At 61.2% G+C, this 23,112-nt stretch carries 25 protein-coding genes; all 25 read right to left on the bottom strand.

From position 1 onward, the window contains the following. Positions 1-18 precede the first annotated feature (18 nt). On the bottom strand, positions 19-1,464 hold the full coding sequence (gene nuoN, locus R1T45_RS11730) for an NADH-quinone oxidoreductase subunit NuoN (protein ID WP_132444519.1): 1,446 nt from the start codon (positions 1,462-1,464) through the stop codon (positions 19-21). Between the two features lie 14 nt (positions 1,465-1,478). Then, a complete protein-coding gene (locus R1T45_RS11725) occupies positions 1,479-3,041 on the bottom strand; it encodes an NADH-quinone oxidoreductase subunit M (protein ID WP_132444518.1) in 1,563 nt (520 codons plus the stop codon). Continuing rightward, on the bottom strand, positions 3,041-5,173 hold the full coding sequence (nuoL, locus tag R1T45_RS11720; RefSeq protein WP_132444517.1) for an NADH-quinone oxidoreductase subunit L: 2,133 nt from the start codon (positions 5,171-5,173) through the stop codon (positions 3,041-3,043). The genes R1T45_RS11725 and nuoL overlap by 1 nt, the downstream gene beginning before the upstream one ends. 4 nt (positions 5,174-5,177) lie before the next feature. Then, on the bottom strand, positions 5,178-5,483 hold the full coding sequence (nuoK, locus tag R1T45_RS11715) for an NADH-quinone oxidoreductase subunit NuoK (RefSeq protein ID WP_007119508.1): 306 nt from the start codon (positions 5,481-5,483) through the stop codon (positions 5,178-5,180). Between the two features lie 260 nt (positions 5,484-5,743). Further along, a complete protein-coding gene (locus R1T45_RS11710; RefSeq protein ID WP_067630634.1) occupies positions 5,744-6,346 on the bottom strand; it encodes an NADH-quinone oxidoreductase subunit J in 603 nt (200 codons plus the stop codon). Next, positions 6,343-6,759 (bottom strand): carboxymuconolactone decarboxylase family protein, encoded by a 417-nt coding sequence (locus R1T45_RS11705; protein ID WP_093926559.1) that lies wholly within the window; start codon positions 6,757-6,759, stop codon positions 6,343-6,345. The genes R1T45_RS11710 and R1T45_RS11705 overlap by 4 nt, the downstream gene beginning before the upstream one ends. Continuing rightward, positions 6,756-7,250, bottom strand: a complete 495-nt coding sequence (nuoI, locus tag R1T45_RS11700; protein WP_067630640.1) for an NADH-quinone oxidoreductase subunit NuoI — start codon at positions 7,248-7,250, stop codon at positions 6,756-6,758. The genes R1T45_RS11705 and nuoI overlap by 4 nt, the downstream gene beginning before the upstream one ends. A gap of 1 nt (position 7,251) precedes the next feature. Beyond that, the gene (gene nuoH, locus R1T45_RS11695) at positions 7,252-8,292 is read right to left on the bottom strand and encodes an NADH-quinone oxidoreductase subunit NuoH (protein WP_067630643.1); all 1,041 of its coding nucleotides are present in this window, start codon (positions 8,290-8,292) and stop codon (positions 7,252-7,254) included. Positions 8,293-8,298: 6 nt separating this feature from the next. Then, positions 8,299-8,670: a hypothetical protein gene (locus R1T45_RS11690; RefSeq protein WP_007119502.1), complete on the bottom strand. Its 372-nt coding sequence runs from the start codon at positions 8,668-8,670 to the stop codon at positions 8,299-8,301. Between the two features lie 8 nt (positions 8,671-8,678). Next, complete coding sequence (nuoG, locus tag R1T45_RS11685; protein WP_317390900.1) at positions 8,679-10,694, bottom strand: NADH-quinone oxidoreductase subunit NuoG; 2,016 nt, start codon at positions 10,692-10,694, stop codon at positions 8,679-8,681. A gap of 4 nt (positions 10,695-10,698) precedes the next feature. Beyond that, positions 10,699-11,109: a DUF5333 domain-containing protein gene (locus tag R1T45_RS11680; protein WP_067630648.1), complete on the bottom strand. Its 411-nt coding sequence runs from the start codon at positions 11,107-11,109 to the stop codon at positions 10,699-10,701. A gap of 120 nt (positions 11,110-11,229) precedes the next feature. Beyond that, a complete protein-coding gene (locus R1T45_RS11675; RefSeq protein WP_120351323.1) occupies positions 11,230-11,556 on the bottom strand; it encodes a hypothetical protein in 327 nt (108 codons plus the stop codon). A 139-nt stretch (positions 11,557-11,695) separates the two neighbouring features. Next, positions 11,696-12,991, bottom strand: a complete 1,296-nt coding sequence (nuoF, locus tag R1T45_RS11670; RefSeq protein ID WP_067630653.1) for an NADH-quinone oxidoreductase subunit NuoF — start codon at positions 12,989-12,991, stop codon at positions 11,696-11,698. A 5-nt stretch (positions 12,992-12,996) separates the two neighbouring features. After that, positions 12,997-13,230, bottom strand: coding sequence for a DUF5337 domain-containing protein (locus R1T45_RS11665; protein WP_120351324.1), 234 nt, complete (start codon positions 13,228-13,230; stop codon positions 12,997-12,999). A gap of 17 nt (positions 13,231-13,247) precedes the next feature. Next, a complete protein-coding gene (locus tag R1T45_RS11660) occupies positions 13,248-14,192 on the bottom strand; it encodes a hypothetical protein (RefSeq protein WP_317390899.1) in 945 nt (314 codons plus the stop codon). A gap of 94 nt (positions 14,193-14,286) precedes the next feature. Beyond that, positions 14,287-15,438 carry an NADH-quinone oxidoreductase subunit E gene (locus tag R1T45_RS11655; protein ID WP_317390898.1) on the bottom strand — a complete coding sequence of 384 codons (1,152 nt, stop codon included), beginning with the start codon at positions 15,436-15,438 and terminating at the stop codon, positions 14,287-14,289. Between the two features lie 79 nt (positions 15,439-15,517). After that, positions 15,518-16,762 (bottom strand): NADH-quinone oxidoreductase subunit D, encoded by a 1,245-nt coding sequence (locus tag R1T45_RS11650; RefSeq protein ID WP_067625730.1) that lies wholly within the window; start codon positions 16,760-16,762, stop codon positions 15,518-15,520. Next, positions 16,762-16,935, bottom strand: coding sequence for a hypothetical protein (locus R1T45_RS11645; RefSeq protein ID WP_162931847.1), 174 nt, complete (start codon positions 16,933-16,935; stop codon positions 16,762-16,764). The genes R1T45_RS11650 and R1T45_RS11645 overlap by 1 nt, the downstream gene beginning before the upstream one ends. Continuing rightward, positions 16,935-17,564, bottom strand: a complete 630-nt coding sequence (locus R1T45_RS11640) for an NADH-quinone oxidoreductase subunit C (RefSeq protein ID WP_317390897.1) — start codon at positions 17,562-17,564, stop codon at positions 16,935-16,937. The genes R1T45_RS11645 and R1T45_RS11640 overlap by 1 nt, the downstream gene beginning before the upstream one ends. A 100-nt stretch (positions 17,565-17,664) precedes the next feature. Further along, a complete protein-coding gene (locus tag R1T45_RS11635) occupies positions 17,665-18,279 on the bottom strand; it encodes a NuoB/complex I 20 kDa subunit family protein (RefSeq protein WP_236627345.1) in 615 nt (204 codons plus the stop codon). Continuing rightward, positions 18,270-18,635: an NADH-quinone oxidoreductase subunit A gene (locus R1T45_RS11630; protein ID WP_067263411.1), complete on the bottom strand. Its 366-nt coding sequence runs from the start codon at positions 18,633-18,635 to the stop codon at positions 18,270-18,272. The genes R1T45_RS11635 and R1T45_RS11630 overlap by 10 nt, the downstream gene beginning before the upstream one ends. A gap of 162 nt (positions 18,636-18,797) precedes the next feature. Next, positions 18,798-19,580 (bottom strand): crotonase/enoyl-CoA hydratase family protein, encoded by a 783-nt coding sequence (locus tag R1T45_RS11625; RefSeq protein WP_317390896.1) that lies wholly within the window; start codon positions 19,578-19,580, stop codon positions 18,798-18,800. 1 nt (position 19,581) lies between these two features. Continuing rightward, positions 19,582-20,436, bottom strand: a complete 855-nt coding sequence (locus tag R1T45_RS11620) for a hydroxymethylglutaryl-CoA lyase (RefSeq protein ID WP_120351329.1) — start codon at positions 20,434-20,436, stop codon at positions 19,582-19,584. 31 nt (positions 20,437-20,467) lie between these two features. Then, a complete protein-coding gene (locus R1T45_RS11615) occupies positions 20,468-21,136 on the bottom strand; it encodes a glutathione S-transferase family protein (RefSeq protein WP_067625719.1) in 669 nt (222 codons plus the stop codon). Then, entirely contained in the window at positions 21,133-23,073 is a 1,941-nt protein-coding gene (locus tag R1T45_RS11610) for an acetyl/propionyl/methylcrotonyl-CoA carboxylase subunit alpha (protein WP_317390895.1), read from the bottom strand. The genes R1T45_RS11615 and R1T45_RS11610 overlap by 4 nt, the downstream gene beginning before the upstream one ends. Positions 23,074-23,112 lie beyond the last annotated feature (39 nt).

Raw genomic sequence — 23,112 nt, 5'->3', positions numbered from 1 at the left:
GATCGTCCGCCGCACCGCTCAGTTCACCAGCGACGCCGCAGCCGAGGCGGCCATGCCCTCGACACCGAACATATTCGCGATGCCGACGATCATGATCACAGCTGAGGCCATCAACACCACGGTCAGCACGCCGCCGTTCTGATGATCCAGCGTGTCAGAGCGCTCTTCGCCGAAGTACATGTAAAAGACGATCCGCAGGTAGTAGTACGCACCGATCACACTAGCGATCACGCCCGCCACGGCGAGCCATGCCATATTGGCCTCATACGCCGCGCGCAGCACATAGAACTTGCCGAAGAAACCCAGCATCGGCGGCACGCCCGCCAGGCTGAACAGCAGCACCAGCATCGCCAGCGCCCGGCCCGGATTGGTCTTAGCATACATATTGAGCAGGGTGATATCGGTCACCGGCGCGCCGTCTTTCTGCATCAGCAGGATGAAGGCAAAGGTGCCGAGGTTCATGGTGACATAGATCGCCATATAGACCAGCATCGCCTGCACGCCAAAGGCGGTGCCCGCAGCCAAGCCCATCAGCGCATAGCCCATGTGGGCAATCGACGAAAAGGCCATCAGACGCTTGATGTTGGTCTGACCAATCGCGGCGACAGAGCCGAAGAACATCGACAGCACCGACAGAAGCGCCACGATCTGGCTCCAATCGCTGACGATCTGGCCAAAGGCGTCATGCATGACCCGTGCGAACAGGCCCATGGCGGCGACTTTTGGCGCTGTGGCAAAGAAAGCCGCGATCGGGGTGGGCGCACCTTCGTATACGTCCGGTGTCCACATGTGGAACGGCACGGCGGAAACTTTGAAGGCAAGGCCCGAAATCAGGAAGACCAGACCAAAGAGCAGCCCGAGCGAGGTGCCGCCGGTTTGCGCCGTGGTGATGATGCCCGCGAAAAGCGTGGTCCCGGCGTAGCCATAAACGAGCGACGCACCATAGAGCAGCAGGCCCGAGCTAAGCGCGCCGAGCACGAAATACTTGAGGCCCGCCTCTGTGGATTTGACCGAGTCGCGGCGCAGCGAGGCCACGACATAGAGCGCTAGCGATTGCAGCTCCAACCCCATGTAGAGCGCCATCAGGTCGCCTGCGCTGACCATCATCATCATGCCGACAACAGCCAAGGCCACCAGCATCGGATATTCAAACCGCAGCAACCCGCGCAGTTTCATATAGCTTTCGGACATGACCAAGACAGCCGCCGCCGAGAGCAGGATCGCCACTTTGGCAAAGCGCGCAAAGCTGTCGTCGATGAACATGCCGTGGAAGGCGATGTTGGTGGTGCCGTCGCCGGACATGGCCACCCAAGCAGCCAGTAGCACCATCACCACCGCGGTCACCCAGACGAGCACCCCGGCGGCCTTGTCTTTCGACGTATAGACCGCGCCAAGAAGGCCAAGCAGGGCAAACCCCGCAAGGACGATCTCGGGCAGAATGATGTTCAGATCAGCGGATATCATGCGCCAAGTCCTTCTTAATGCGAGGCATCGGCGGTCTGCACAGCGGTGTCAGCCGCCTCCAGCGCCATGTCGTAATTGTCAACGAGAGCAGCCACCGACGGCCCGATCATATCCAGCACCAGCGCCGGATAGACGCCCAGGATCAGGGTCATCGCTACCAGCGGCGCAATGATCCATTTCTCACGTGCGGTCATGTCGGTGATCGCCTTGAGGCTTTCTTTGATCAGGTCGCCCATCACCACGCGGCGATAGAGCCACAGCGCGTAGGCCGCCGAAAAGATCACGCCCGTGGTCGCCACTGCCGCCACCCAAGTGTTCACTTGGAAGGTCGCCATCAGCGTCAGGAATTCCCCCACGAAACCGGATGTGCCCGGCAGGCCCACGTTCGCCATGGTGAAGAACATAAAGACCAGTGCATAGGCCGGCATCCGGTTCACCAGACCGCCATAGGCGTCAATGTCACGGGTGTGCATCCGGTCATAGATCACCCCAACGCTGAGGAAGAGCGCGCCAGAGATGAAGCCGTGGCTGATCATCTGGAAAATCGCGCCATCAATCCCCTGCTGGTTCGCCGCAAAGATGCCCATGGTCACGAAACCCATGTGTGCGACCGAGGAATAGGCGATCAGCTTTTTCATGTCCTGCTGCACCAGCGCCACTAGCGAGGTATAGACGATGGCAATGGCCGACATCCACAGGATCAGCGGCGTCATCACCTCGGACCCGACGGGGAACATCGGCAAGCTGAAGCGCAGGAAGCCGTAGCCGCCCATTTTCAGCAGGATCGCCGCCAGCACCACAGAACCCGCCGTCGGGGCCTGAACGTGTGCGTCGGGCAGCCATGTGTGCACTGGCCACATCGGCATCTTGACCGCGAAGCTGGCAAAGAAGGCGAGGAACATCAGTGTCTGCATGCCGCCGACGATCTGAATCCCCAGCAGCTCAAAGCTCTCGGAGCCGAAGTTGTGGGTCAGCAGGCTGATCTCGCAGCCGCCGATGCAGGTCGTGCCCGCCTCAGTGAACATCGCGACCATCGCCACCAGCATCAGCACCGAGCCGAGGAAGGTATAGAGGAAGAACTTGAAGCTCGCGTAGATACGCTCTTTCCCGCCCCAGATGCCGATGATCAGGAACATCGGGATCAGACCCGCCTCAAAGAAGAGGTAAAAGAGCACCAGATCCAGCGCCATGAACACGCCGAGCATCAGCGTTTCCAAGAGCAGGAAGGCGATCATGTATTCCTTGACGCGGTGCTCAACATTCCAGCTTGCCGCGATAACCAGCGGCATCATGAAGGTGGTCAGCATCACGAAGAGGATCGAAATCCCGTCAACGCCAAGGCGATACTTCAGCCCCAGCAGCCAATCGGCCTCATCCACGAATTGGAAGTCGGTGTTGGACGGGTCAAAGTCAAAGAGCACAAAAAGCGAGATCAGGAAGGTGACCGTCGTTGTGATGAAGGCCAGCCATTTCGCGTTGCGCCCGGCAGCGGCATCGTCGCCCCGCAAGAAGACCGCGAGGATCAGTGCAGCGAAGGCCGGAATGAATGTGATGATTGAAAGCAGATGCGTATCCATCAGTTCGCTCCTCCGCTCATCGTCATCCATGTCACCAGAACGGCGATGCCGATCACCATGGCGAAGGCATAGGTGAAGATATAGCCCGTCTGTGCCTTACCCGCGAGGCGGGTGAAGAAGGGGATGATCCCCATGGCGACGCCATTGAGCGTGCCGTCAATCACAGTGCCATCGCCGCGTTTCCACAGGAACCGGCCGATCGTTTTGGCGGGACGCACGAAAATCACGTCGTAAACCTCATCAAAGTACCATTTGTTTTTCAGGAACAGGTAAAGCGGGCGTTGGTTTGCCGCCAAACGTCCCGGGACGGTCGGGCTCCAGATATAGAACCACAGGGCCATGACCAGACCGGCCAGCATCGCGATAAAGGGCGAGACCTTAACCCAAGTCGGGGCGGCGTGCGCGTCATCCAGCACGTGGTTGTCGGGCGCAAAGTAAAGCGCCCCCTCACCCGGTGCACCGCCAAAGGCTTCGTGATGCGCGCCCGCGTCCTGCTGGCCTTCGACCAAAGCGTCGGCTCCATGATCACCGTCGACCGGGCCAGTGGCACCGTGGTCATCCTCGGCCCCCTCGACATGAGCGTCGCCGCCTTCGGCCATTTCAGCCATCGGGATGCCGTAGAATTTGCCAACCTGATCTGCATGGCCAAAGAAGCTGCCGTACCAAACCATCCCAGCAAAGACCGAGCCGAGCGCCAGAACGCCAAGCGGGATCAGCATGACCATCGGGCTCTCGTGGGCGTGCTCATGCGTGTGCTTGTTGCCACGCGGTTTGCCGAAAAACGTGAGGAAAATCAGTCGCCAGCTGTAGAAGCTCGTCATCGCCGCGGCGATCACCAGCATCCAGAAACCATACATCGACCCACCGCCCCAAGCGCTTTCGATGATCGCGTCTTTCGACAGGAAGCCCGCGAAACCGATATGCGTCAGCGGGATGCCAACACCGGTGATCGCCAATGTGCCGATCATCATCGCCCAGAAAGTATAGGGGATTTTCTTACGCAGACCGCCGTAATTGGTCATGTCCTGCTCATGGTGCATCGCGTGGATGACCGAGCCCGCGCCCAAGAACAGCATCGCCTTAAAGAAAGCGTGTGTGAACAAGTGGAACATCGCCGCCGAATACATGCCAACGCCAGCCGCTACGAACATATAGCCAAGCTGCGACATGGTCGAATAGGCAATCACACGTTTGATGTCGGTTTGCACAAGGCCGATGGTCGCCGCGACAAAGGCGGTCGTCGCGCCGATCACCGTGACAAAGGCCATCGCTTCGGGTGCGAATTCCATCACCGGCGACATGCGGCAGACAAGGAAAACACCCGCGGTCACCATGGTCGCCGCGTGGATCAGCGCCGACACCGGGGTCGGGCCTTCCATCGCGTCGGGAAGCCATGTGTGCAGGAACAGTTGCGCCGATTTACCCATCGCCCCGAGGAAGAGCAGGAAGGCGATCAGGTTTGCCGCATTCCAATCGTTCCACAGGAAAGTCACCGTCTGCTCGGCCAGATCGGGTGCCGCGGCAAAGATATCATCAAAGCGGATCGAGTCCGTCAGCATATAGAGGCCGAAGATGCCCAGCAGGAAAGCAAAGTCCCCCACCCGGTTGACGACAAAGGCTTTCATCGCGGCGGCATTGGCCGACGGCTTGCGGAAGTAGAAACCGATCAGCAGGTAGGAGGCGACACCGACGCCCTCCCAACCAAAGAACATCTGCACGAGGTTGTCGGCTGTGACCAGCATCAACATCGCGAAGGTAAAGAACGACAGATAGGCGAAGAACCGGGGGCGATAGCTCTCGTTATCGCGGAAGTTCTCATCGTGGGCCATGTAGCCGAAGGAGTAGAGGTGAACGAGGCTCGATACCGTGGTGATGACGATCAGCATCAGCGCGGTCAAACGGTCCATGCGGATCGCCCAATCGGTGCTCAGCGTGCCGCTCTCGATAAAGCGCAGGATCTGGATTTGCTCGGTCGGACCGTCCAGCGTCAGGAACACCACCCAAGAGAGGAAGGCGGCAAGGAACAGCAGCCCCGTGGCGGTCCACTGGGCGGCCTTCTCACCGATGATCTTCCAGCCGAAACCGCAGAGGATGGCACCCACAAGCGGGGCGAATAGGATCGTGGTTTCCATTGCCTCAGCCCTTCATCACGTTGACATCTTCCACCGCGATCGAGCCACGGTTGCGGAAGAAACAGACCAGAATGGCGAGGCCGATGGCAGCCTCCGCCGCAGCGACGGTGAGCACGAAGAGTGTGAACACCTGCCCCGTCAAATCACCAAGGAAACTGGAGAAGGCAACGAGGTTGATGTTCACCGCGAGCAGCATCAATTCGATACTCATCAGCAAGATGATCACGTTCTTGCGGTTCAGGAATAGCCCGAAGATGCCGATGACAAACAGCGTCGCCGCCACTGTCAGGTAATGCTCAAGTCCGATCATGTCGTCCCTTACGTTCCCGCCCTTTGATGGGCTTTGGTCGCGCCCCATTTGATGGGGCTTTTAGTCTCACTTTGCCCCGGCTGCCACCGGGATTGCCGAGGTTTTAGCCGATAAAGCTGCGGCCACCGAAAAACACGACGATCAACACCACGACCAGTACCACGATTGTTGTTCTCGACATTTCGACGTCCCTTTTCTCTTTGATTCAGTCGTTTTCATTCAAAGAAAACGGCTACGGAATTTTTAAAAAATTCCGGTGTTTACAGGCCCTGCCCAGACTTCACGTCGCGCAGTTCCATCGCCTTGGCCGGGTCGCGCATCATCTGCGCCACCACGTCTTGGCGTTTCACGTCCTTACGGTGACGCAGTGTCAGCACGATCGCCCCGATCATCGCGACCAGCAGGATCAGACCCGCCAGCTGGAAGAGCAGGAAGTAGCGATCGTAAAGCAGCAGACCAAGCGCTTCGGTATTGAAACGCGCCGGATCAATCGCATTGGCGCGCAGGCTCTCTGCCGCAGCGCTCTGCTCCCAAGCGCCAAAGGCCATGACAAACTGCATCAGGATCACCAAGGCAATCAGCAGCGCCAGCGGCATATAGCGCGCCATTTCGGCCTTAAGCTCAGCAAAATCCACGTCGAGCATCATCACGACGAAAAGGAAGAGCACCGCCACCGCGCCCACGTAGACGATGACCAGCAGCATCGCCACGAACTCCGCGCCGAGCAGGACGAAAAGCCCCGCCGCCGAGAGGAAGGACAGGATCAACCAAAGCACCGAATGCACCGGGTTGCGGCTGATCACGGTGAACAGCCCACCGGTGATGACGCTGATCGCGAAGAGGTAAAATGAAAAGACCGTCATGCGCCGTCTTCCTTCTTGGTATCTTTTTCTTCGTCTAAGACCGATTGCGCCAGTTCCAACGCCCGGGTCATCGCCGGCAGCCCGGCAAAGACAGACATCTGGCTGATCGTCTCGACGATATGTTGTTTGGTGGCCCCGGCCTCGCGCGCGTGGCGCACGGTTTGTCGGAGGGCCATATCATTCTGCGCGCCTTGCATGGTCAGCCCCGCAAGCGTCAGAAGCAGCCGCGTCCGCGCGTCCAGCCCGCCCTTATTCACCGTGTCGCCGAACCAGAAATCCATCATTTCCTTCGGCATGGTGCCCATCATCGCCTCGAACCCTTTGGGCGAAAAAGCATCCATCGCTGGAAAGGCTTTCGCCATTTCCTGCGCCTGCTTCATCATCGCATCAAAAGGGTTCTTGGGATCACTCATCGGTATGGTGCGTCCATTTCGAGGTTGCGGGCAATTTCGGCTTCCCAGCGTTCGCCGTTGTCCAGCAGTTTCGCCTTGTCGTAATACAGCTCTTCGCGGGTCTCGGTCGAGAATTCGAAGTTCGGCCCTTCGACAATCGCGTCCACCGGGCAGGCTTCTTGGCAGAAACCGCAGTAGATGCATTTGGTCATGTCGATGTCATAGCGCGTGGTGCGGCGGCTGCCGTCCTCGCGGGCTTCGGCGTCGATGGTGATCGCCTGTGCGGGGCAGATCGCCTCGCAGAGTTTGCACGCGATGCAACGCTCTTCGCCATTGGGATAACGGCGCAGCGCGTGTTCGCCGCGGAAACGGGGCGACAGAGGCCCCTTTTCATGCGGGTAGTTCAGCGTCGTTTTCGGCGCAAAGAAATAGCGCATCCCCAGCATGAACGCCTTGGCGTAGTCTGCCAGCAGGAAATACTTCGCGGCGCGGGTGTAGTCAGTCGTCGCCATATCAGCCCCCTACGGTCCAGCGGGCGTAGATGCCCCAGAACCAATCGAATTTTGCAGCGAATGCCACGAAGACCACCCAGAACAGCGAGAACGGCAGGAAGACTTTCCAACCCAGCCGCATCAGCTGGTCATAGCGGTACCGCGGCGTAATTGCCTTCACCATGGCGAACATGAAGAAGACCATCAGCATCTTGATGAACATCCAGAAGAAGCCATCGGGCAGGAACGGCACCGGAGACAACCAGCCACCGAAGAACATCAGCGATACCAGCGCGCACATCAGCACCACGGCCACCAATTCGCCGATCATAAAGAGCAGGAAGGGCGTGGAGGAATATTCCACCTGATAGCCCGCCACCAGTTCCGATTCCGCTTCCGGCAGATCGAACGGCGGGCGGTTGGTTTCCGCCAGCGCCGAGATGAAGAACAAGATCAACATCGGGAAGTGCGGCAGGAAGTACCAGTTGAACAGACCCCAGTCGCCGTCCTGCGCCGCCACGATGGACGTGAAGTTCATCGAACCGGTCGAGAGGATCACGCCGATGATGATCAGGCCGATCGACACTTCGTAAGAAATCATCTGCGCGGCAGAGCGCAGTGAACCAAGGAAGGGGTATTTCGAGTTCGACGCCCAACCGCCCATGATCACGCCGTAAACCTCAAGCGAGGAGACGGCGAAGACATAGAGGATGGCCACGTTGATGTCCGACAGGATCCAGCCTTCGTTAAAAGGGATCACCGCCCAAGCGATCATCGCCATGACAAAGGAAATCATCGGCGCAAGGAAGAAGACCCCCTTGTCAGCGCCCGCCGGGACCACCACTTCTTTAACGATATATTTAAGAAAGTCGGCAAAACTCTGCAGCAGGCCGAAGACGCCCACGACGTTGGGGCCGCGGCGCATCATCACGGCGGCCCAGATCTTGCGGTCGGCATACATGAGGAAGGCCAGCGCCAGCAAAAGCGGTACAACCAGCAGCAAAACCTGCCCAACCGTCAGCAGGGCAATGCCCAGCCCGGTGTTGTAAAAGAAATCAGCCATAAGTCCTCACACCGTCGGAATGCCGCGTTCCGCGCATTGAAACGCGGTCACTTCGGCATCAATTGTCTTCAAGCCTTTCGGCAGGCTCGGCGAGATTGTGTAAACAGCATCTGCCCGCCATATGCCACCCTCTTCGGTGACATTTGTCCGCACATGACGTGCAAAACCGTAGCCCCGGATCAACGTGTACTGCGCTGCAGCACATTCGGCGTAATCCGACACGTCTTGGTTCGATAACGCCTTGGTCATCGCCACGTTGAACTGCACCAAATCGCCATCCAAAAGCTGGGTCTCCACCCCCTTGTAGTCGGGGATGAAATCCTCGGCCACCGGCACCTGCGGTTCGCAGGCGGCCAGCAGCATCAAGGGGGCCAGCATCATGGCTCTCACTCCGCCGCCATCGGCTCGGCCCGGCGCGCGGCGGCCAGAGCCGAAAGTTCCGCCATCAACTGGCTGGCCCGCGCGATCGGGTTGGAGAGATAGAAGTCGCGCACCGTCGGCGCGAAAGAGGCATCGCCCAGCTTACCGGCAGGCAGCGCGGCCCACTCGTTTTCCGGCACCTCATCGACATTCGCCAGATGCGGTACGGCCTCGGTCAGCTTGCGGCGCAGCTGCGCGATGGAATCATAGCCCAACTGCGCGCCCAACTCAGCCGAGAGCGCCCGGAGAATCGCCCAGTTTTCTTTGGCCTGACCCGGCGCAAACCCGGCACGCTGCGCCAATTGCGGACGGCCTTCGGTGTTGACGAACAGACCCGGCTCTTCGGTATAGGCGGCACCCGGCAGGATGATGTCGGCACGGTGCGCGCCGCGATCGCCATGGCTGCCTTGATAGATCACGAAGGGCCCAGCACCGATTTCGACCTCATCCGCGCCGAGGTTATAGATCACCTCTGCCGCGTTCACGTCGTCCATGCCGTTTTCGGCTGTGGCACCAATATCCATCGCCCCCACACGCGCGGCGGCGGTGTGCAGGATCATCAGCTTGCTCTTGGTCTTTTCGGCCAGTTCCATCGCCTTCGCCAGCACGGCTTCGCCATCGGCTTCGCGCAGCGCGCCTTGGCCGACAACGATCACCGAAGGCTGCTCTAGCACTTCGTCGAAATCACTGCCCATCAGCTTGTCGAGGGTCGCGCGGTCATTGCCCAGATGGTGATGCGGGTAGGTCAGATCAGCAGCTTCTCCGATCAGGCCAACCTCTGCCCCATTGCTCCACGCTTTGCGGATGCGCGCGTTAAGCACCGGCGCTTCAACCGCTGGGTTACAGCCGATCAGTTGGATCATCTTGGCGCTATCAAGGTCTTCGATCCGCGCGTTGCCGACATAGCCGAAACGGTTGTCCGCAGGCAGCTTCGCCCCATCGGTGCGGCATTCGACGACACCGCCCTGCCCTTCGATCAGTTCTTTCAGCGCAAAGGCGGCTTCGACCGATGACAGATCACCGACGAGACCGGCAAGCTTCTTGCCTTTCATCGCAGCGGCTGCGGCATTCAGCGCCTCGGGCCAACTGGCTTTGCGCAGCTTGCCATTCTCGCGGATGTAAGGTGTGTCCAAACGCTGACGGCGCAGGCCGTCCCAAACAAAGCGCGTCTTGTCGGAAATCCACTCTTCGTTCACACCGTCATGGTTGCGCGGCAAAAAGCGCATGACTTCGCGGCCCTTGGTATCCACGCGGATGTTAGAGCCAAGCGCATCCATCACATCGATGCTCTCGGTCTTGCTCAATTCCCACGGGCGGGCAGTAAAGGCGTAGGGCTTGCTGACCAGCGCGCCGACGGGGCACAGGTCAATGATATTGCCCGACAGGTTGCTGTCGATCAACGAGCCGAGATAGGTCGTGATCTCTGCATCCTCGCCCCGGCCCGTCTGGCCCATGACGTGCTGGCCTGCGACTTCGGTGGTGAAGCGCACGCAGCGGGTGCAGGAGATGCAGCGGGTCATATGGGTCTCGACCAGCGGGCCGAGATCGAGGTCTTCGGTCGCCCGCTTCGGCTCGCGGTAGCGCGAGAAATCGACGCCGTAGGCCATCGCCTGATCCTGAAGATCGCATTCGCCGCCCTGATCGCAGATCGGGCAATCCAGCGGGTGGTTGATGAGAAGGAACTCCATCACCCCTTCGCGGGCCTTTTTGACCATGGGCGAGTTGGTTTTCACGACGGGCGGCTGGCCCTCGGGACCGGGGCGCAGGTCGCGCACCTGCATGGCGCAGGAGGCGGCGGGCTTGGGCGGCCCGCCGACGACTTCCACAAGACACATCCGGCAGTTACCGGCGATCGACAGACGCTCGTGGTAACAGAAGCGCGGCACCTCGATGCCAACCTGCTCGCAGGCCTGAATGAGCGTCATCGCCCCTTCGACTTCGACTTCCTTACCGTCAATGATGATCTTGCGGATATCGCTCATAAGCTCACTTTGCCTTCAGTAACGAACCGATCCGGCTCGATTTTTGAATCTCTTCGCGTCCAAGCGCACAATAGCTTTGCGGGTCCGAAGTATCGACCCCCTTGGCCTTGAAAAACGCGGCGCCCCGCGCTCTCATGCGCGCTTTTTCAGCGTCACTATCAATATAGGCGTCGATCTCGGCGTCGGAGTAGCCCAGATCGCCTGCCTTGCCCTTCAAGTCCCATGCCATCTTGACCGCGCGCAGCATCCGCGCGCTGATGTCGGGGCAGTTTTTCCGGATGATGTCGGCCACGCCCATGTCCAAAAGCGCGTCGTCAATCGCGGCCACTTCGCGCAGCGGCGGTTTGGCGGCTGCCGGTGTCACGGTGGCGGCGGTCAGGCTCAGGCCCATCACGGCGATCATCAGGGTGCGCATATCAATTCTCCTTCATGCAGCGGGCCGGAACGGCCCGTCTGACAGATGGAGATTGGGGGCTATGATATTCAATATCACCGCCCCTTTGGGCCGCAGCCCCGCGATATGTCGCCGATGCGATCACTGGGGGCAGCGCCCCTGAAACGTCAGCGCGCCGCCATCAAGCCGCAGCGTGCCCGTCGGCGCATCGGGGCCTATGGTCCAGTCGATGTCTGAACTGCCGTAGTTGCCGACGCAGTATTTCACCGCCTCATAGCGCGCCGCTGCGCGGGCGCCGTCGATGGATTTTCCTGCATCCTTGACCGTCACCTGAAATACGTCGCGCTGGCCATCCACCTTGCGCAGCTTAGTGCTGAAATACTGCCCGTCAAAGGCAACACGCTCGCCATCATTGGCACAGCCTGCCAGCAGGGCGCTGACCGTCAAAACCGTCAAAGCATATTTCATAGACCTACTCCGCTGCGCCATGGGCCCGGCTTTGCCGACCGCCCCCGCGCCTATTGTGGACGGGCGCGCCTGACACGCGCCCGCTATCGCCGCTCCTGCGCCAAGCGTCAAGCCATGGGGCCTGCCGCCGCGCAGGGTTTCACTCTGCCGCGACCGCGCTGACACGGCCCGTGCGCTTGTGTTTGATCCGATCTTCGATCTCATCCCGGAAGTGGCGGATCAGACCTTGGATCGGCCAAGCCGCCGCATCGCCAAGCGCGCAGATCGTGTGGCCTTCGACCTGTTTGGTCACGTCGAGCAGCATGTCGATCTCTTCGGGTTCCGCATCGCCGGAAACCAGACGGTCCATCACGCGCATCATCCAGCCGGTGCCTTCGCGGCAGGGCGTGCACTGGCCGCAGCTTTCGTGTTTGTAGAACTTCGACAAACGCCAGATCGCTTTGATCACGTCGGTCGAGTTGTCCATCACGATCACCGCCGCCGTGCCGAGGCCGGAGCGTTGTTCGCGCAGATAGTCAAAATCCATGATCGCGTCGCGCATGTCTTTGCCGGGGATCAGCGGCACCGAAGAGCCGCCGGGGATAACGGCCTTGAGGTTGTCCCAACCGCCGCGAATGCCACCGCAATGTTTTTCGATCAGCTCTTCAAAACCGATGCTCATCGCCTCTTCAACAACGCAAGGGTTATTGACGTGGCCCGAGATTGCAAAGAGCTTGGTGCCCGCGTTGTTGGCTCGGCCAAAGCCCGCGAACCACTCCGGCCCACGGCGCAGGATGGTCGGCACCACAGCGATGGATTCGACGTTGTTCACGGTGGTCGGGCAGCCGTAAAGCCCCGCGCCCGCCGGGAACGGCGGCTTCATGCGCGGCATGCCCTTCTTGCCTTCGAGGCTTTCCAGAAGAGCTGTTTCTTCGCCGCAGATATAGGCACCCGCACCGTGGTGCAGATAGATATCGAAGTCCCAGCCGGATTTGGAGGCGTTCTTGCCCACCAGACCAGCCTCATAGGCTTCATCAATCGCAGTCTGCAACGCTTCTCGCTCGCGGATATATTCGCCGCGCAGGTAGATATAGCAGGCGTGGGCATTCATCGCGAAAGAGGCGATCAGGCAGCCTTCGATCAGCGTATGCGGGTCGTGCCGCATGATCTCGCGGTCTTTGCAGGTGCCCGGCTCGGATTCGTCGGCATTGACCACCAGATAGGACGGGCGGCCATCGCTTTCCTTGGGCATGAAGGACCATTTCAGCCCCGTTGGGAAGCCCGCCCCGCCCCGGCCCCGCAGGCCAGAGGCTTTCATCTGGTCCACGATCCAATCGCGGCCTTTCTGGATGATTCCGGCAGTGCCATCCCAATGGCCGCGCGACTGCGCGCCTTTTAGGGTGCGGTCATGCATGCCGTAGATATTGGTAAAAATGCGGTCTTTGTCCTGAAGCATGATGCCTACCTTTGGTTCTCACGGCTGGCCCGGCGGGCCTGCCACATTTGATATATCACGACCATCGCCCAGAAAAGCGCGGCCAGTGCAGCAAAATCGAAGAGCAGCGCATAGCGCCCCGGCAGGCCAAGCGCCGGGCCCGCCCATTGTATGGCCAGCCACAAACACATGGTCACGGCAATGACCAGCCCTGCGGTGCGGCCCTTACGGGCAAGCGCTCTGTCTTCGGCTTCGCTCATGTCTCTCTCTTACCCCGTCAACCTTTCGCCTTGCCGTCATTGGCAAAGGCTTTGGCTTGACCGATCCAATCATCGCGTCGGATGCGGCCCTTGAACCGCAGGCGGGAGTCGACCCAGTCGATCTCATCCCCCTGAAGGGCTGCGATCTGATCGAAATGGAAGATGCCCAGTTCATTCAGGGTCTGTTCCAACTTCGGCCCGATGCCGCCAATCCGCTTAAGGTCATCTGCCCCGCCCGCACGCGGCGCGTCGAGCAGCGCGGGTTTGCCATCGGTAGAATGGCTATCGGTCGCGGGCACTGGTGCAGTCTCGGCCTTCGCAGGTTCGGCGGGCGCTTCGACGACCTCTTGCGGGGTCTTCACAACAGCGGGCGCTTCTTCGGCCTCGATGACCTGTTCTGGTGCGGCTTCAACGGCAGCGGTATCGGCCACGGGCGCTGTCGGCTCCTGAAGCGGTGTTTCCTTAGAAGGCGCGGAAGGGGTTTCGACGGCCTCCTTCGGGGGCGTCACTACAGCAACTGCTTCTTCCGCCTTGGCGACCTGTTCCGGTGCCGCCTCAACGGCAGCAGTATCGGCCACGGGCGCTGTCGGCTCCTGTGGCGGTGTTTCTTCAGCGCGTTCAACCGGCGCGCTTGCCTTGCGCGCCGCCCCGATCCCGGCGTCCCCCGCGGGGACTGAACCCACAGCAGAAGAAACGCTTCCCGATGCCTTTGAAGCCCCTGCGACCGATGCAGCCGCCGCGCTGCGCGTGCTGTCTTGGGGGGCAGCGGCGGGCACGTCTTTGCACAGCAGGGTCAGCGCCAGATAGCCCACGATCACCGCCACCAGCACACCGGCCACGATCGACATCAACAGCCCCCAGATGCCAAAGGCCAGCAATAGGAATGCCACCAGCAAACCGGCACCGGCACCCAGCCACCAACAGCGCTTGGTGCAGGCCTCTCGTTCCGAAATATCCGTCATGACTGTCCTTCTCTCCCTTAATGCGGGCGATGCGGCTTATGGCTTTGCGGGGTGGTAATGGTGCCGTCCTTGGCCCGTTGTGAAATCTCCGTCTTTAGTCTTTGGCGAGGCGCGCGGCCTGCTCTGCCCAATTGTCGCGGCTGACGCGACCTTTGAACCCTTCGAGGTTCTGATCAACCCAAGCGACCTCTTCTGGGCCCCACTGGGCGATCTGGTCAAAGTGGTAAAAGCCCATGCCGTTCAGCATCTGCTCCAGCTTCGGGCCGACGCCTTTGATCTTTTTCAGGTCGTCCGCACCGCCCTCACGCGGGGCGTCCAACTGGGCGGGCTTTTGGCCAGGCGTCGCGGGGGCGCTGGTCTCGGCCTTTGCCGCATCGGCACTCTCGCCCTTGGGGTCGCGTTTGGAGCGTGGTTTGCTCTTTGACGTGGCTTCGGCTTCTTGTTCGGTGACGCCGGTTTTGTCGGTGCTCTCGCCCTCGGCGGGACGCGGCTCTTCGGCTTCGACCTCTTCCACCGTTTCAGGCTGCGGCGCCTCGGGCTGGTTTTGCCACGGGGTCAGCAGCGGCACTTCGGTGCCGTCGATGCGTTTGACGGTATCACCGATGTCCACCGCAGCCTGCGCGCTGGCATTGTATTGCGTGCGCCCGCTTTCGTGGTCCGTGAGGCTGGTCAACCCGCCCAAAGGCTCTGACGCATAGCGCCCGTTCTGCGGGCCGGGTACCGGCACGCGCCCATCGCTCAACTCATCAAGGATTTCATTGAGCCGCGCGGTGGTCAGGTCTTCGTAATAGTCTTTGCCAATCTGGGCCATCGGCGCGTTGGAGCACGCGCCAAGGCATTCGACTTCTTCCCACGAAAAACGCCCATCCGCCGACAACTCATGCGGTTTGGCGGCAATGCGTTCTTTGCAGACTGCGACCAAATCCTCGGCCCCGCAGATCATGCAAGATGTGGTGCCGCAAACTTGGATATGTGCCACGGAACCAACAGGTTGCAGCTGAAACATGAAGTAGAATGTCGCCACTTCCAGCCCGCGGATATAGGCCATGCCCAGCATTTCCGAGACATGTTCAATCGCCGCACGGGTCAGCCAACCCTCTTGCTCCTGCGCGCGCCACAGCAGTGGAATGATCGCGCTGGCCTGACGGCCCTCGGGGTATTTGGTGATCTGCGCTTCGGCCCATTCTTGGTTGGCGGGCGTAAAGGCAAAACTGTCGGGCTGGTCAGGGTGTAGACGGCGGAGCATTAGTTCGAACCTATGGTCAGGCGGAGGCCAATCGTGCCCCCGGCGTAAATTTCTTCAAAACGGGGTGACGCAAGCAGCATCACCGGTCGATCTCTCCAAAGACGACGTCCATGGTGCCGATGATCGCGGCCACATCGGCAAGCTGGTGGCCGCTGGCCACATGGTCCATCGCCTGCAAGTGCAAGAAGCCCGGCGCGCGGATCTTAGAGCGGTAGGGTTTGTTGGAGCCATCGGCCACGAGATAGACACCAAACTCGCCTTTCGGCGCTTCGACCGCACAATACACTTCGCCCTCGGGCACGTGGAAACCTTCGGTGTAAAGCTTGAAGTGGTGGATCAGGCTTTCCATGTCGGTCTTCATCGCGGTGCGCGATGGCGGGGTGATCTTGCCACGGGCGAGGATATCGCCCTGCCCTTCGGGGGCGCGCAGTTTTTCGATCGCCTGCTGGATGATGTGGGTCGACTGGCGCATCTCTTCCATGCGGCAGAGATAACGGTCAAAGCAGTCGCCGTTCTTGCCCACGGGGATTTGGAAGTCGAATTCGTCATAGCATTCATAGGGTTGCGAACGCCGCAGATCCCACGCCAGCCCCGAGCCGCGCACCATGACGCCGCTGAAGCCGTAGTCGAGGATTTCTTGCTCGGAGACGATGCCGATGTCGACGTTCCGCTGTTTGAAGATCCGGTTTTCGGTCAGCAACTCGTCGATATCGACCATGAATTTGGTCAGGAATTGCGCGCACCATGTTTCGATATCGTCCAGCAGCGCTGGCGGCAGGTCTTGGTGGACACCACCCGGACGGAAGTAGGCCGCGTGCAAACGCGCGCCACAGGCCCGCTCGTAAAAGATCATCAGGCTTTCGCGCTCTTCAAAACCCCAGAGCGGCGGCGTCAGCGCGCCCACGTCGAGCGCCTGCGTCGTGATGTTCAAAAGGTGGTTCAGGATGCGGCCAATTTCGCAGAACAGCACCCGGATCAGCGAGGCACGGCGCGGCACCACGGTGCCGGTCAGCTTTTCAATCGCCAGACACCAAGCGTGCTCTTGGTTCATCGGTGCCACGTAATCAAGCCGGTCGAAATACGGCAGGTTTTGCAGATAGGTGCGGCTCTCCATCAGCTTTTCGGTGCCACGGTGCAGCAGGCCGATATGCGGATCGCACCGCTCTACCACCTCGCCGTCAAGCTCAAGCACCAGACGCAGAACACCGTGTGCGGCAGGGTGTTGCGGGCCGAAGTTGATGTTGAAGTTGCGGATCTTCTGCTCGCCGGACTCAAAGTCGGTCGACCCGTCGTCAAAGGCTTTTGTGCGAATGTCGCCGTCCATTACCGTTTCTCCAGTTCTTGCAGCTTCATGCCCATCCACCACAGCAAGGCGATCGTGCCCAGCGGGATCAGACAGGCCGCCGCCCAGTATTTATTAATGCCAAAGAACGGCAGCAGCTTGACCATTGGAATGGCCGTCAGCGCCGAGAGGATCAGCCAGCCCAGCCCGCCCATTACTTCGCGTCCTTGCTCACATTGCCATCGGGCGCGGATTTGTCATCGCCGGGCAGAATGTAATCGGCCCCTTCCCAAGGCGACATGAAATCGAACTGGCGGTATTCCTGCACAAGGCTCACCGGTTCATAGACCACGCGCTTGGCGGCTTCGTCATAGCGCACTTCGGTATAGCCCGTCGTCGGGAAATCCTTGCGCAGCGGGTGGCCGCGGAAACCATAGTCGGTCAGGATGCGGCGCAGGTCCGGGTGACCGGAAAACAGGATGCCGAACATGTCGAAGACTTCACGCTCAAACCAATCGGCACTGGGGTGTACGCCTGTGATTGACGGCACCATATCCTTTTCCCGCGCGGTAGCGCGCAGGCGGATGCGGTGGTTTTGGTACATCGACAGGAAGTGGTAGACCACGTCGAACCGTTTTGCACGGCCCGGATAATCCACCGCCGTGATGTCGACCAAGGTCGAGAAACGGCAGGTCGGGTCGCCCTTGAGGAACTCAACAAGGCCCGCGATATTCGCCAGCGCCACGTCCATGTTCAGCTCACCTCGGGTGACATCCCATCCCAGCACACAATCGGGCCGCTTGGCTTCGATATAGGCTCCAAGTTCCTGCAGTTGTTCGCTCATCGCAAATCTTCCTTCCACGCGCCGATCAACGCCATCTCACTGTCCCACGCCTTTGGCGCGTTGTCCTTCTGCCTGCCCCGATCCGGCGCAGGCCCTTGTCTTAGCGCACAATCGTCCCGGTGCGGCGAATTTTACGCTGCAACTGGAGGATACCATAAAGCAGTGCTTCCGCCGTCGGCGGGCAGCCGGGCACATAGACATCAACCGGTACGATCCGGTCACAGCCGCGCACGACCGAGTAGCTGTAGTGGTAGTACCCGCCGCCATTGGCGCAGGACCCCATTGAGATCACATAGCGCGGCTCTGGCATCTGGTCGTAGACCTTGCGCAGCGCCGGGGCCATCTTGTTGGTCAGCGTGCCCGCGACGATCATGAGGTCCGACTGGCGCGGAGAGGCACGCGGCGCGGTGCCGAAACGCTCAAGGTCATAGCGTGGCATTGAGCTGTGCATCATCTCAACCGCGCAGCAGGCCAGGCCAAAGGTCATCCAGTGCAGTGAACCGGTGCGCGCCCAGTTGATGATGTCTTCGGTAGAGGTCAGCAGGAAACCCTTGTCCTGCAACTCGGCATTCAGGCTCTGGGTCGCGAATTCAGGATCAGGCCCCGCACCGTATTGACCGTAGGCTGCTGGCGCAGAAGCACCGGATTTCACCCGCGGGCTTTGGTGGCCATCGCCCATCACCGGGGTGACCAGCGCGTCATCATTTACTGCCATTCCAGCGCTCCCTTCTTCCATTCATAGGCGAAGCCAGCCGTCAGCACGCCCAAGAACACCATCATCGACCAAAAGCCCACCATGCTCACCTCTTTGAAGGCCACGGCCCAAGGGAAGAGGAAGGCGATTTCGAGATCGAAGATGATGAAGAGGATCGACACCAGATAGAAACGCACGTCAAACTTCATCCGCGCGTCATCAAAAGCGTTGAACCCACATTCATAGGCCGAGACCTTTTCCGGGTCAGGATTGCGCACGGCCACGACCACAGCGGCGAGGATCAGCACAAGGCCAAGGCCAATCGCCACGGCCAGAAAAACGAGGATGGGCAGGTATTCCCGCAGCATGTCGTCCAAGGGGATGCTCCTTTCGCGGTGCGCGGCATGAGGCAAAGGCCAAAAGCCCGCGCAGACAAACTTGGAACGGGTTTAACTCTGCCCGTGGGTAGGGTCAACGGGCCAAGCCCGGTTAATGCCGCCCACGGGCCCCCAATAGAGCCATTTCGCCAAAGCCTTGAGCTAGACCACCCAAGGGGCTTTGCGCTTGTCGAAGAAGGCACCAATTCCTTCAGCGGCCTCATCGGTTTCCCAACGTGCCGCGAGCGCGTCGATGGACATTTTCACCGCCTCTGGTGTGGCGATTCCACCCAAGTCCTGCGCCAGCTTCTTTGCCGCCGCAACGGCACCCGGCGCGCAGGAGAGATAGGGCACGACTTCGGCCTCGACCGCCGCGTCGAGTTCGTCCGCCGAAACGGCACGGGCCAGCAGCCCCAGATCGACCGCTTCCGCCGCGCCAAAAAGCCGCGCCGACATGAAGACGCGGCGCGCGCGCCCCTCGCCCATCCGCGCCAGAACGTATGGCCCGATGGTCGCCGGGATGATGCCCAGCCGGGTTTCGGTGAACCCCATCTTGAGCGTATCGACCCCCACGGCCACGTCACAAACCGAAGCCATGCCGACCCCGCCGCCAAAGGCATTGCCCTGCACTTTGCCGATCACCGGCTTCGGCAGCGCATTGAGCGCGCCCAGCATCGTCGCCAACTTGCCCGCCTCGGCCGAGCGTGTCTCGGCATCCATATCCGCCTGATCGCGCATCCAGCCGAGATCGCCGCCCGCGCAAAAGGATTTGCCCGCCCCGGTCAGCACCACCACACGCACCGCATCGTCGGCGGCCAGTTTGCCCGCCGCATCCGTCAGGTCCGCCAGCATCTGCGCAGACATCGCATTGTGCTTTTCAGGACGGTTCAGGGTCAGCGTCGCCACCCCGCGCGCGTCGGTTTCGATCGTCAAAGTCTCGTACATGTCAGCCTCGCATTGCCCGCGCCATTTCGGCGGCTTCCAGCACCACCGCCTGATCGACGCCGGTGTCATAGCCAAGCGCCGTCAGATGTTCGTTCACCGCCTCGGTGGCGACATTGCCCGCTGCGCCGGGCGCATAGGGGCAACCGCCCAAGCCGCCCACCGCCGCGTCAAAGACCCGCAGCCCCATCGACAGCGAGGCGTCGATATTGGCCATCGCCCGCCCGTGCGTGTCATGGTAGTGCCCCGCCAGCCGCCCTGCCGGCACCACGTCCCGCACCGAAAGCAGCATCCGCGCGATGCTGTCGGGCGTGCCCGCGCCGATGGTGTCGCCCAAGGAAATCTCGTAACAGCCCATCGCAAAGAGCCTGTCGGCCACCCGCGCCACCGCGCCGGGGTCGACCTTACCGTCATAGGGGCATTCCACCACGCAGGAGACATAGCCCCGCACCGGCATGTCCACATGCCGCGCCTCTTCAAGGATCGGGGCAAACCGCTCAAACGCCTCTTCGATGCTGGCGTTGATGTTCTTCTGGCTGAAGCCTTCCGAGGCCGAGGCGAAGATGGCGATCTCATCCGCCTTTGCGGCCAGCGCATCCTCATAGCCGCGCATGTTCGGCGTCAGTGCGGCATAGCGCACGCCCTCGGCCCGTGTGATTCCCGCCAGTACCTCGCCCGACCCGGCCATTTGCGGCACCCATTTCGGGCTGACGAAACTGGCGCATTCGATGCGGGCAAAGCCTGCGGCGCTCAGCTTGTCCACCAGCGCGACCTTTTCGGCCACGGGAATCTCGCGTTTTTCGTTCTGCAGACCGTCCCGCGGGCCGACCTCGAAAATCTCACATGGTCCAAGGCTCATTGGCCGCTCTCCTTCCCTGAATGGGCCACGGTCACTCAACCGGCCATGGCGCGTAGAAATCCTCCTCGTAAAGCTTTGCCCCATCGGGCAAGGCCTGTGCGAAGCTGTCACGTTCCGTGATCCGTTCATACCACGCCGCGACCGAGGGGTGGTCATCCAATTTCACGAAATGCCGCGCCATATAGACCGCTTGGCCCACCGAGATATCGGCGGCCGAAAAGCCAGAGGTCAACAAGTAGTCGCGGTTCTCCAGCGGTGTCGAGAGCCGCGCCTCCAGCGCATCATAGCATTTGCCGATCCGCGCGGCTTCGAGCTTCATCACGATGGGGCTGCGCATGGAATCGTCGCGCAGGGCGATGTGCTGCTGGGTCAGCGCCGCGGTGTGCTGGCTGACGGTTTCCGCAAAATGCACCCAGACCAGCCAAGCCATCCGGTCGGGGCTACCCACAGAGCGGCCCATGCGGTCGGGGCTGTAGCGTTCGCAGAGGTACTGCGTGATCGCGCCAGTCTCGAACATGCGCTCGCCGTCGATTTCCAGCGCCGGAACCCGCCCCGCGGGCGAGAGGATTAGATATTCCGGGTCGCGCAAACTGCGGTCGAAGGCATGAACCTTGACCTGAAACTCCACGTCGTCGAGTTCGTGCAGCAGCCAGAGTGTGCGCATCGAGCGGGTCTGGGGGCAGTGGTGCAGCGTAATCATGCGTCTTCCTCGGCTTCCAGCCGCACCAACGCGGCACCGGCTTCGACCTGATCACCGGGCTGTGCCAGCACCTCGGCCACCACGCCGTCGCGTGCGGCGAGCAACGAATGCTCCATCTTCATCGCCTCTAGCACCGCCAGACGGTCGCCTTTGGCAACGCTTTGGCCAACCTCGGCGTCGATGGCACGGACCAGACCGGGCATCGGGGCCTCAACGATGTTGCCATCGCCGTGGGCTGCGGCGGCCCGCGCCAGCGGATCGATCACATCAAAGGCGATACCATAGGCGTCAAAAACCGTGACCACGTCGCCAGCAACCGAGACCGCCGGCGCGACATGGCCGTCGATCTTCCAGCGTCCGCCAATGCGCTCGGCGCGCAGCTCGTGATCGGCCACGGTCCAAAGCTGCATGTCCTCGGACAGCACCCGCACCTTCAGCAAATGCTCTTCGCCATCATGGCCCAGCATCACCTGCCGCCGCAGAGGTCGCCAGAGGTTGAACCCGGCCTCTGCCTGCGGCTGATCCAACCCAAGCGCCGCCATCCCCGCCAGCGCGAAATGCCGCCCCGGCACCTCTGGCTGCGCGGTCAGCGCGTCGATATCCCGCGCAATCAGCCCGGTATCGACATCGCCTTTGGCAAAGCCCTCATGCCCCGCCAGTGCGCCGAGGAAAGCAAGGTTGGTGACCGTGCCGCCCACCTCGCAGCCCTTGAGCGCCGCGCGCAGGCGCGACAGCGCCACGTCGCGTGTAGGCCCATGCACGATGACCTTGGCGATCATCGGATCGTAGAAGGGGCTGATCGTGTCGCCCGCCCGCACGCCGCTGTCCGCGCGGGTCTGGGGCGTGAAGGACAGATGCGTCAGCGTGCCGGTGGCGGGCAGAAACCCCTTCGGCACATCCTCGGCATAGAGCCGCGCCTCGAAGGCATGGCCGTCGATGTTGAGGTCTTCCTGCGCCTTCGGCAGCGCCTCTCCGGCCGCCACCCGCAGCTGCCATTCCACCAGATCGGCGCCGGTCACCAGTTCGGTAACGGGATGTTCCACCTGCAGGCGGGTGTTCATTTCCATAAAGAAGAACCCGTCGGTCGACAGGCCGTCTGACCCGTCGACGATGAATTCCACCGTCCCTGCCCCGGCATAGCCGATCGCTTCGGCTGCGCGCACCGCCGCTTGGCCCATGGCCGCGCGCATATCTTCTGTCATGCCCGGCGCGGGCGCCTCCTCGATCACCTTTTGGTGGCGGCGCTGCAGCGAACAGTCCCGTTCGAACAGATGCACCGCATGGGTGCCGTCGCCAAAGACCTGCACCTCGATATGGCGCGGCTTGGTGACGAACTTCTCGACCAACACATCTGGGTTGCCAAAGGCGGTCTTGGCCTCCGAGCGTGCCGAGTCGAGCGCCGCCTGAAAGCCCTTGGGCTCCTCGACCAGTCGCATGCCTTTGCCACCGCCGCCCGCGACGGCCTTGATCAACACCGGATAGCCGATCTTCTCGGCTTCCTCAGCCAAAAGCGCATCGTCCTGATCCGCCCCGTGGTAGCCCGGCACGACGGGCACGCCCGCCTCGACCATCAGCGCCTTGGCGGCGTCTTTGAGGCCCATGGCCCGGATCGCCTTGGCCGAGGGGCCGATGAAGGTGAGCCCCGCGGCCGCGACCGCCTCCACGAAATCGGGGTTCTCGCTCAGAAACCCGTAGCCCGGATGGATCGCCTGCGCGCCGGTATCCAGCGCGGCTTGGATGATCACATCGCCCTTCAGATAACTCTCAGCCGGGGCCGAGCCGCCGATATGCACGGCGGCATCCGCCATCGCCACGTGTTTCGCGCCCGCATCGGCATCCGAGTATACCGCCACGCAGCGCACCCCCATGGCTTGTGCGGTTTCCATTACCCGGCAAGCAATCTCACCCCGGTTCGCAATCAGGATCGTGTCAAACATGCCCTACCCTTTTCATCTCTTTCTGGCTCCGAATATGTT

It is taken from the genome of Sulfitobacter sp. LC.270.F.C4 (assembly GCF_032922545.1).
In the GTDB taxonomy this organism is placed as follows: Bacteria; Pseudomonadota; Alphaproteobacteria; order Rhodobacterales; family Rhodobacteraceae; genus Sulfitobacter; species Sulfitobacter profundi.
Note: the sequence above shows the minus strand (reverse complement) of the source record. Positions and strands in the feature narration are given on the sequence as shown.

Excerpts from the sequence above, each read along its gene's own strand:
- R1T45_RS11705 (WP_093926559.1), bottom strand. The coding sequence starts at position 6,759 with ATGAGTGATCCCAAGAACCCTTTTGATGCGATGATGAAGCAGGCGCAG.
- nuoH (WP_067630643.1), bottom strand. The coding sequence starts at position 8,292 with ATGGCTGATTTCTTTTACAACACCGGGCTGGGCATTGCCCTGCTGACG.
- nuoL (WP_132444517.1), bottom strand. The coding sequence starts at position 5,173 with ATGGAAACCACGATCCTATTCGCCCCGCTTGTGGGTGCCATCCTCTGC.
- R1T45_RS11625 (WP_317390896.1), bottom strand. The coding sequence starts at position 19,580 with ATGTACGAGACTTTGACGATCGAAACCGACGCGCGCGGGGTGGCGACG.
- nuoF (WP_067630653.1), bottom strand. The coding sequence starts at position 12,991 with ATGCTTCAGGACAAAGACCGCATTTTTACCAATATCTACGGCATGCAT.
- R1T45_RS11690 (WP_007119502.1), bottom strand. The coding sequence starts at position 8,670 with ATGCTGGCCCCCTTGATGCTGCTGGCCGCCTGCGAACCGCAGGTGCCG.
- nuoN (WP_132444519.1), bottom strand. The coding sequence starts at position 1,464 with ATGATATCCGCTGATCTGAACATCATTCTGCCCGAGATCGTCCTTGCG.
- R1T45_RS11725 (WP_132444518.1), bottom strand. The coding sequence starts at position 3,041 with ATGGATACGCATCTGCTTTCAATCATCACATTCATTCCGGCCTTCGCT.
- R1T45_RS11620 (WP_120351329.1), bottom strand. The coding sequence starts at position 20,436 with ATGAGCCTTGGACCATGTGAGATTTTCGAGGTCGGCCCGCGGGACGGT.
- R1T45_RS11665 (WP_120351324.1), bottom strand. The coding sequence starts at position 13,230 with ATGAGCGAAGCCGAAGACAGAGCGCTTGCCCGTAAGGGCCGCACCGCA.
- R1T45_RS11645 (WP_162931847.1), bottom strand. The coding sequence starts at position 16,935 with ATGGGCGGGCTGGGCTGGCTGATCCTCTCGGCGCTGACGGCCATTCCA.
- R1T45_RS11710 (WP_067630634.1), bottom strand. The coding sequence starts at position 6,346 with ATGACGGTCTTTTCATTTTACCTCTTCGCGATCAGCGTCATCACCGGT.
- R1T45_RS11655 (WP_317390898.1), bottom strand. The coding sequence starts at position 15,438 with ATGCTCCGCCGTCTACACCCTGACCAGCCCGACAGTTTTGCCTTTACG.
- R1T45_RS11660 (WP_317390899.1), bottom strand. The coding sequence starts at position 14,192 with ATGACGGATATTTCGGAACGAGAGGCCTGCACCAAGCGCTGTTGGTGG.
- R1T45_RS11615 (WP_067625719.1), bottom strand. The coding sequence starts at position 21,136 with ATGATTACGCTGCACCACTGCCCCCAGACCCGCTCGATGCGCACACTC.
- R1T45_RS11610 (WP_317390895.1), bottom strand. The coding sequence starts at position 23,073 with ATGTTTGACACGATCCTGATTGCGAACCGGGGTGAGATTGCTTGCCGG.
- R1T45_RS11635 (WP_236627345.1), bottom strand. The coding sequence starts at position 18,279 with ATGGCAGTAAATGATGACGCGCTGGTCACCCCGGTGATGGGCGATGGC.
- nuoK (WP_007119508.1), bottom strand. The coding sequence starts at position 5,483 with ATGATCGGACTTGAGCATTACCTGACAGTGGCGGCGACGCTGTTTGTC.
- nuoG (WP_317390900.1), bottom strand. The coding sequence starts at position 10,694 with ATGAGCGATATCCGCAAGATCATCATTGACGGTAAGGAAGTCGAAGTC.
- R1T45_RS11680 (WP_067630648.1), bottom strand. The coding sequence starts at position 11,109 with ATGCGCACCCTGATGATCGCCGTGATGGGCCTGAGCCTGACCGCCGCC.
- R1T45_RS11640 (WP_317390897.1), bottom strand. The coding sequence starts at position 17,564 with ATGAGCGAACAACTGCAGGAACTTGGAGCCTATATCGAAGCCAAGCGG.
- R1T45_RS11650 (WP_067625730.1), bottom strand. The coding sequence starts at position 16,762 with ATGGACGGCGACATTCGCACAAAAGCCTTTGACGACGGGTCGACCGAC.
- nuoI (WP_067630640.1), bottom strand. The coding sequence starts at position 7,250 with ATGGCGACGACTGACTACACCCGCGCCGCGAAGTATTTCCTGCTGGCA.
- R1T45_RS11675 (WP_120351323.1), bottom strand. The coding sequence starts at position 11,556 with ATGAAATATGCTTTGACGGTTTTGACGGTCAGCGCCCTGCTGGCAGGC.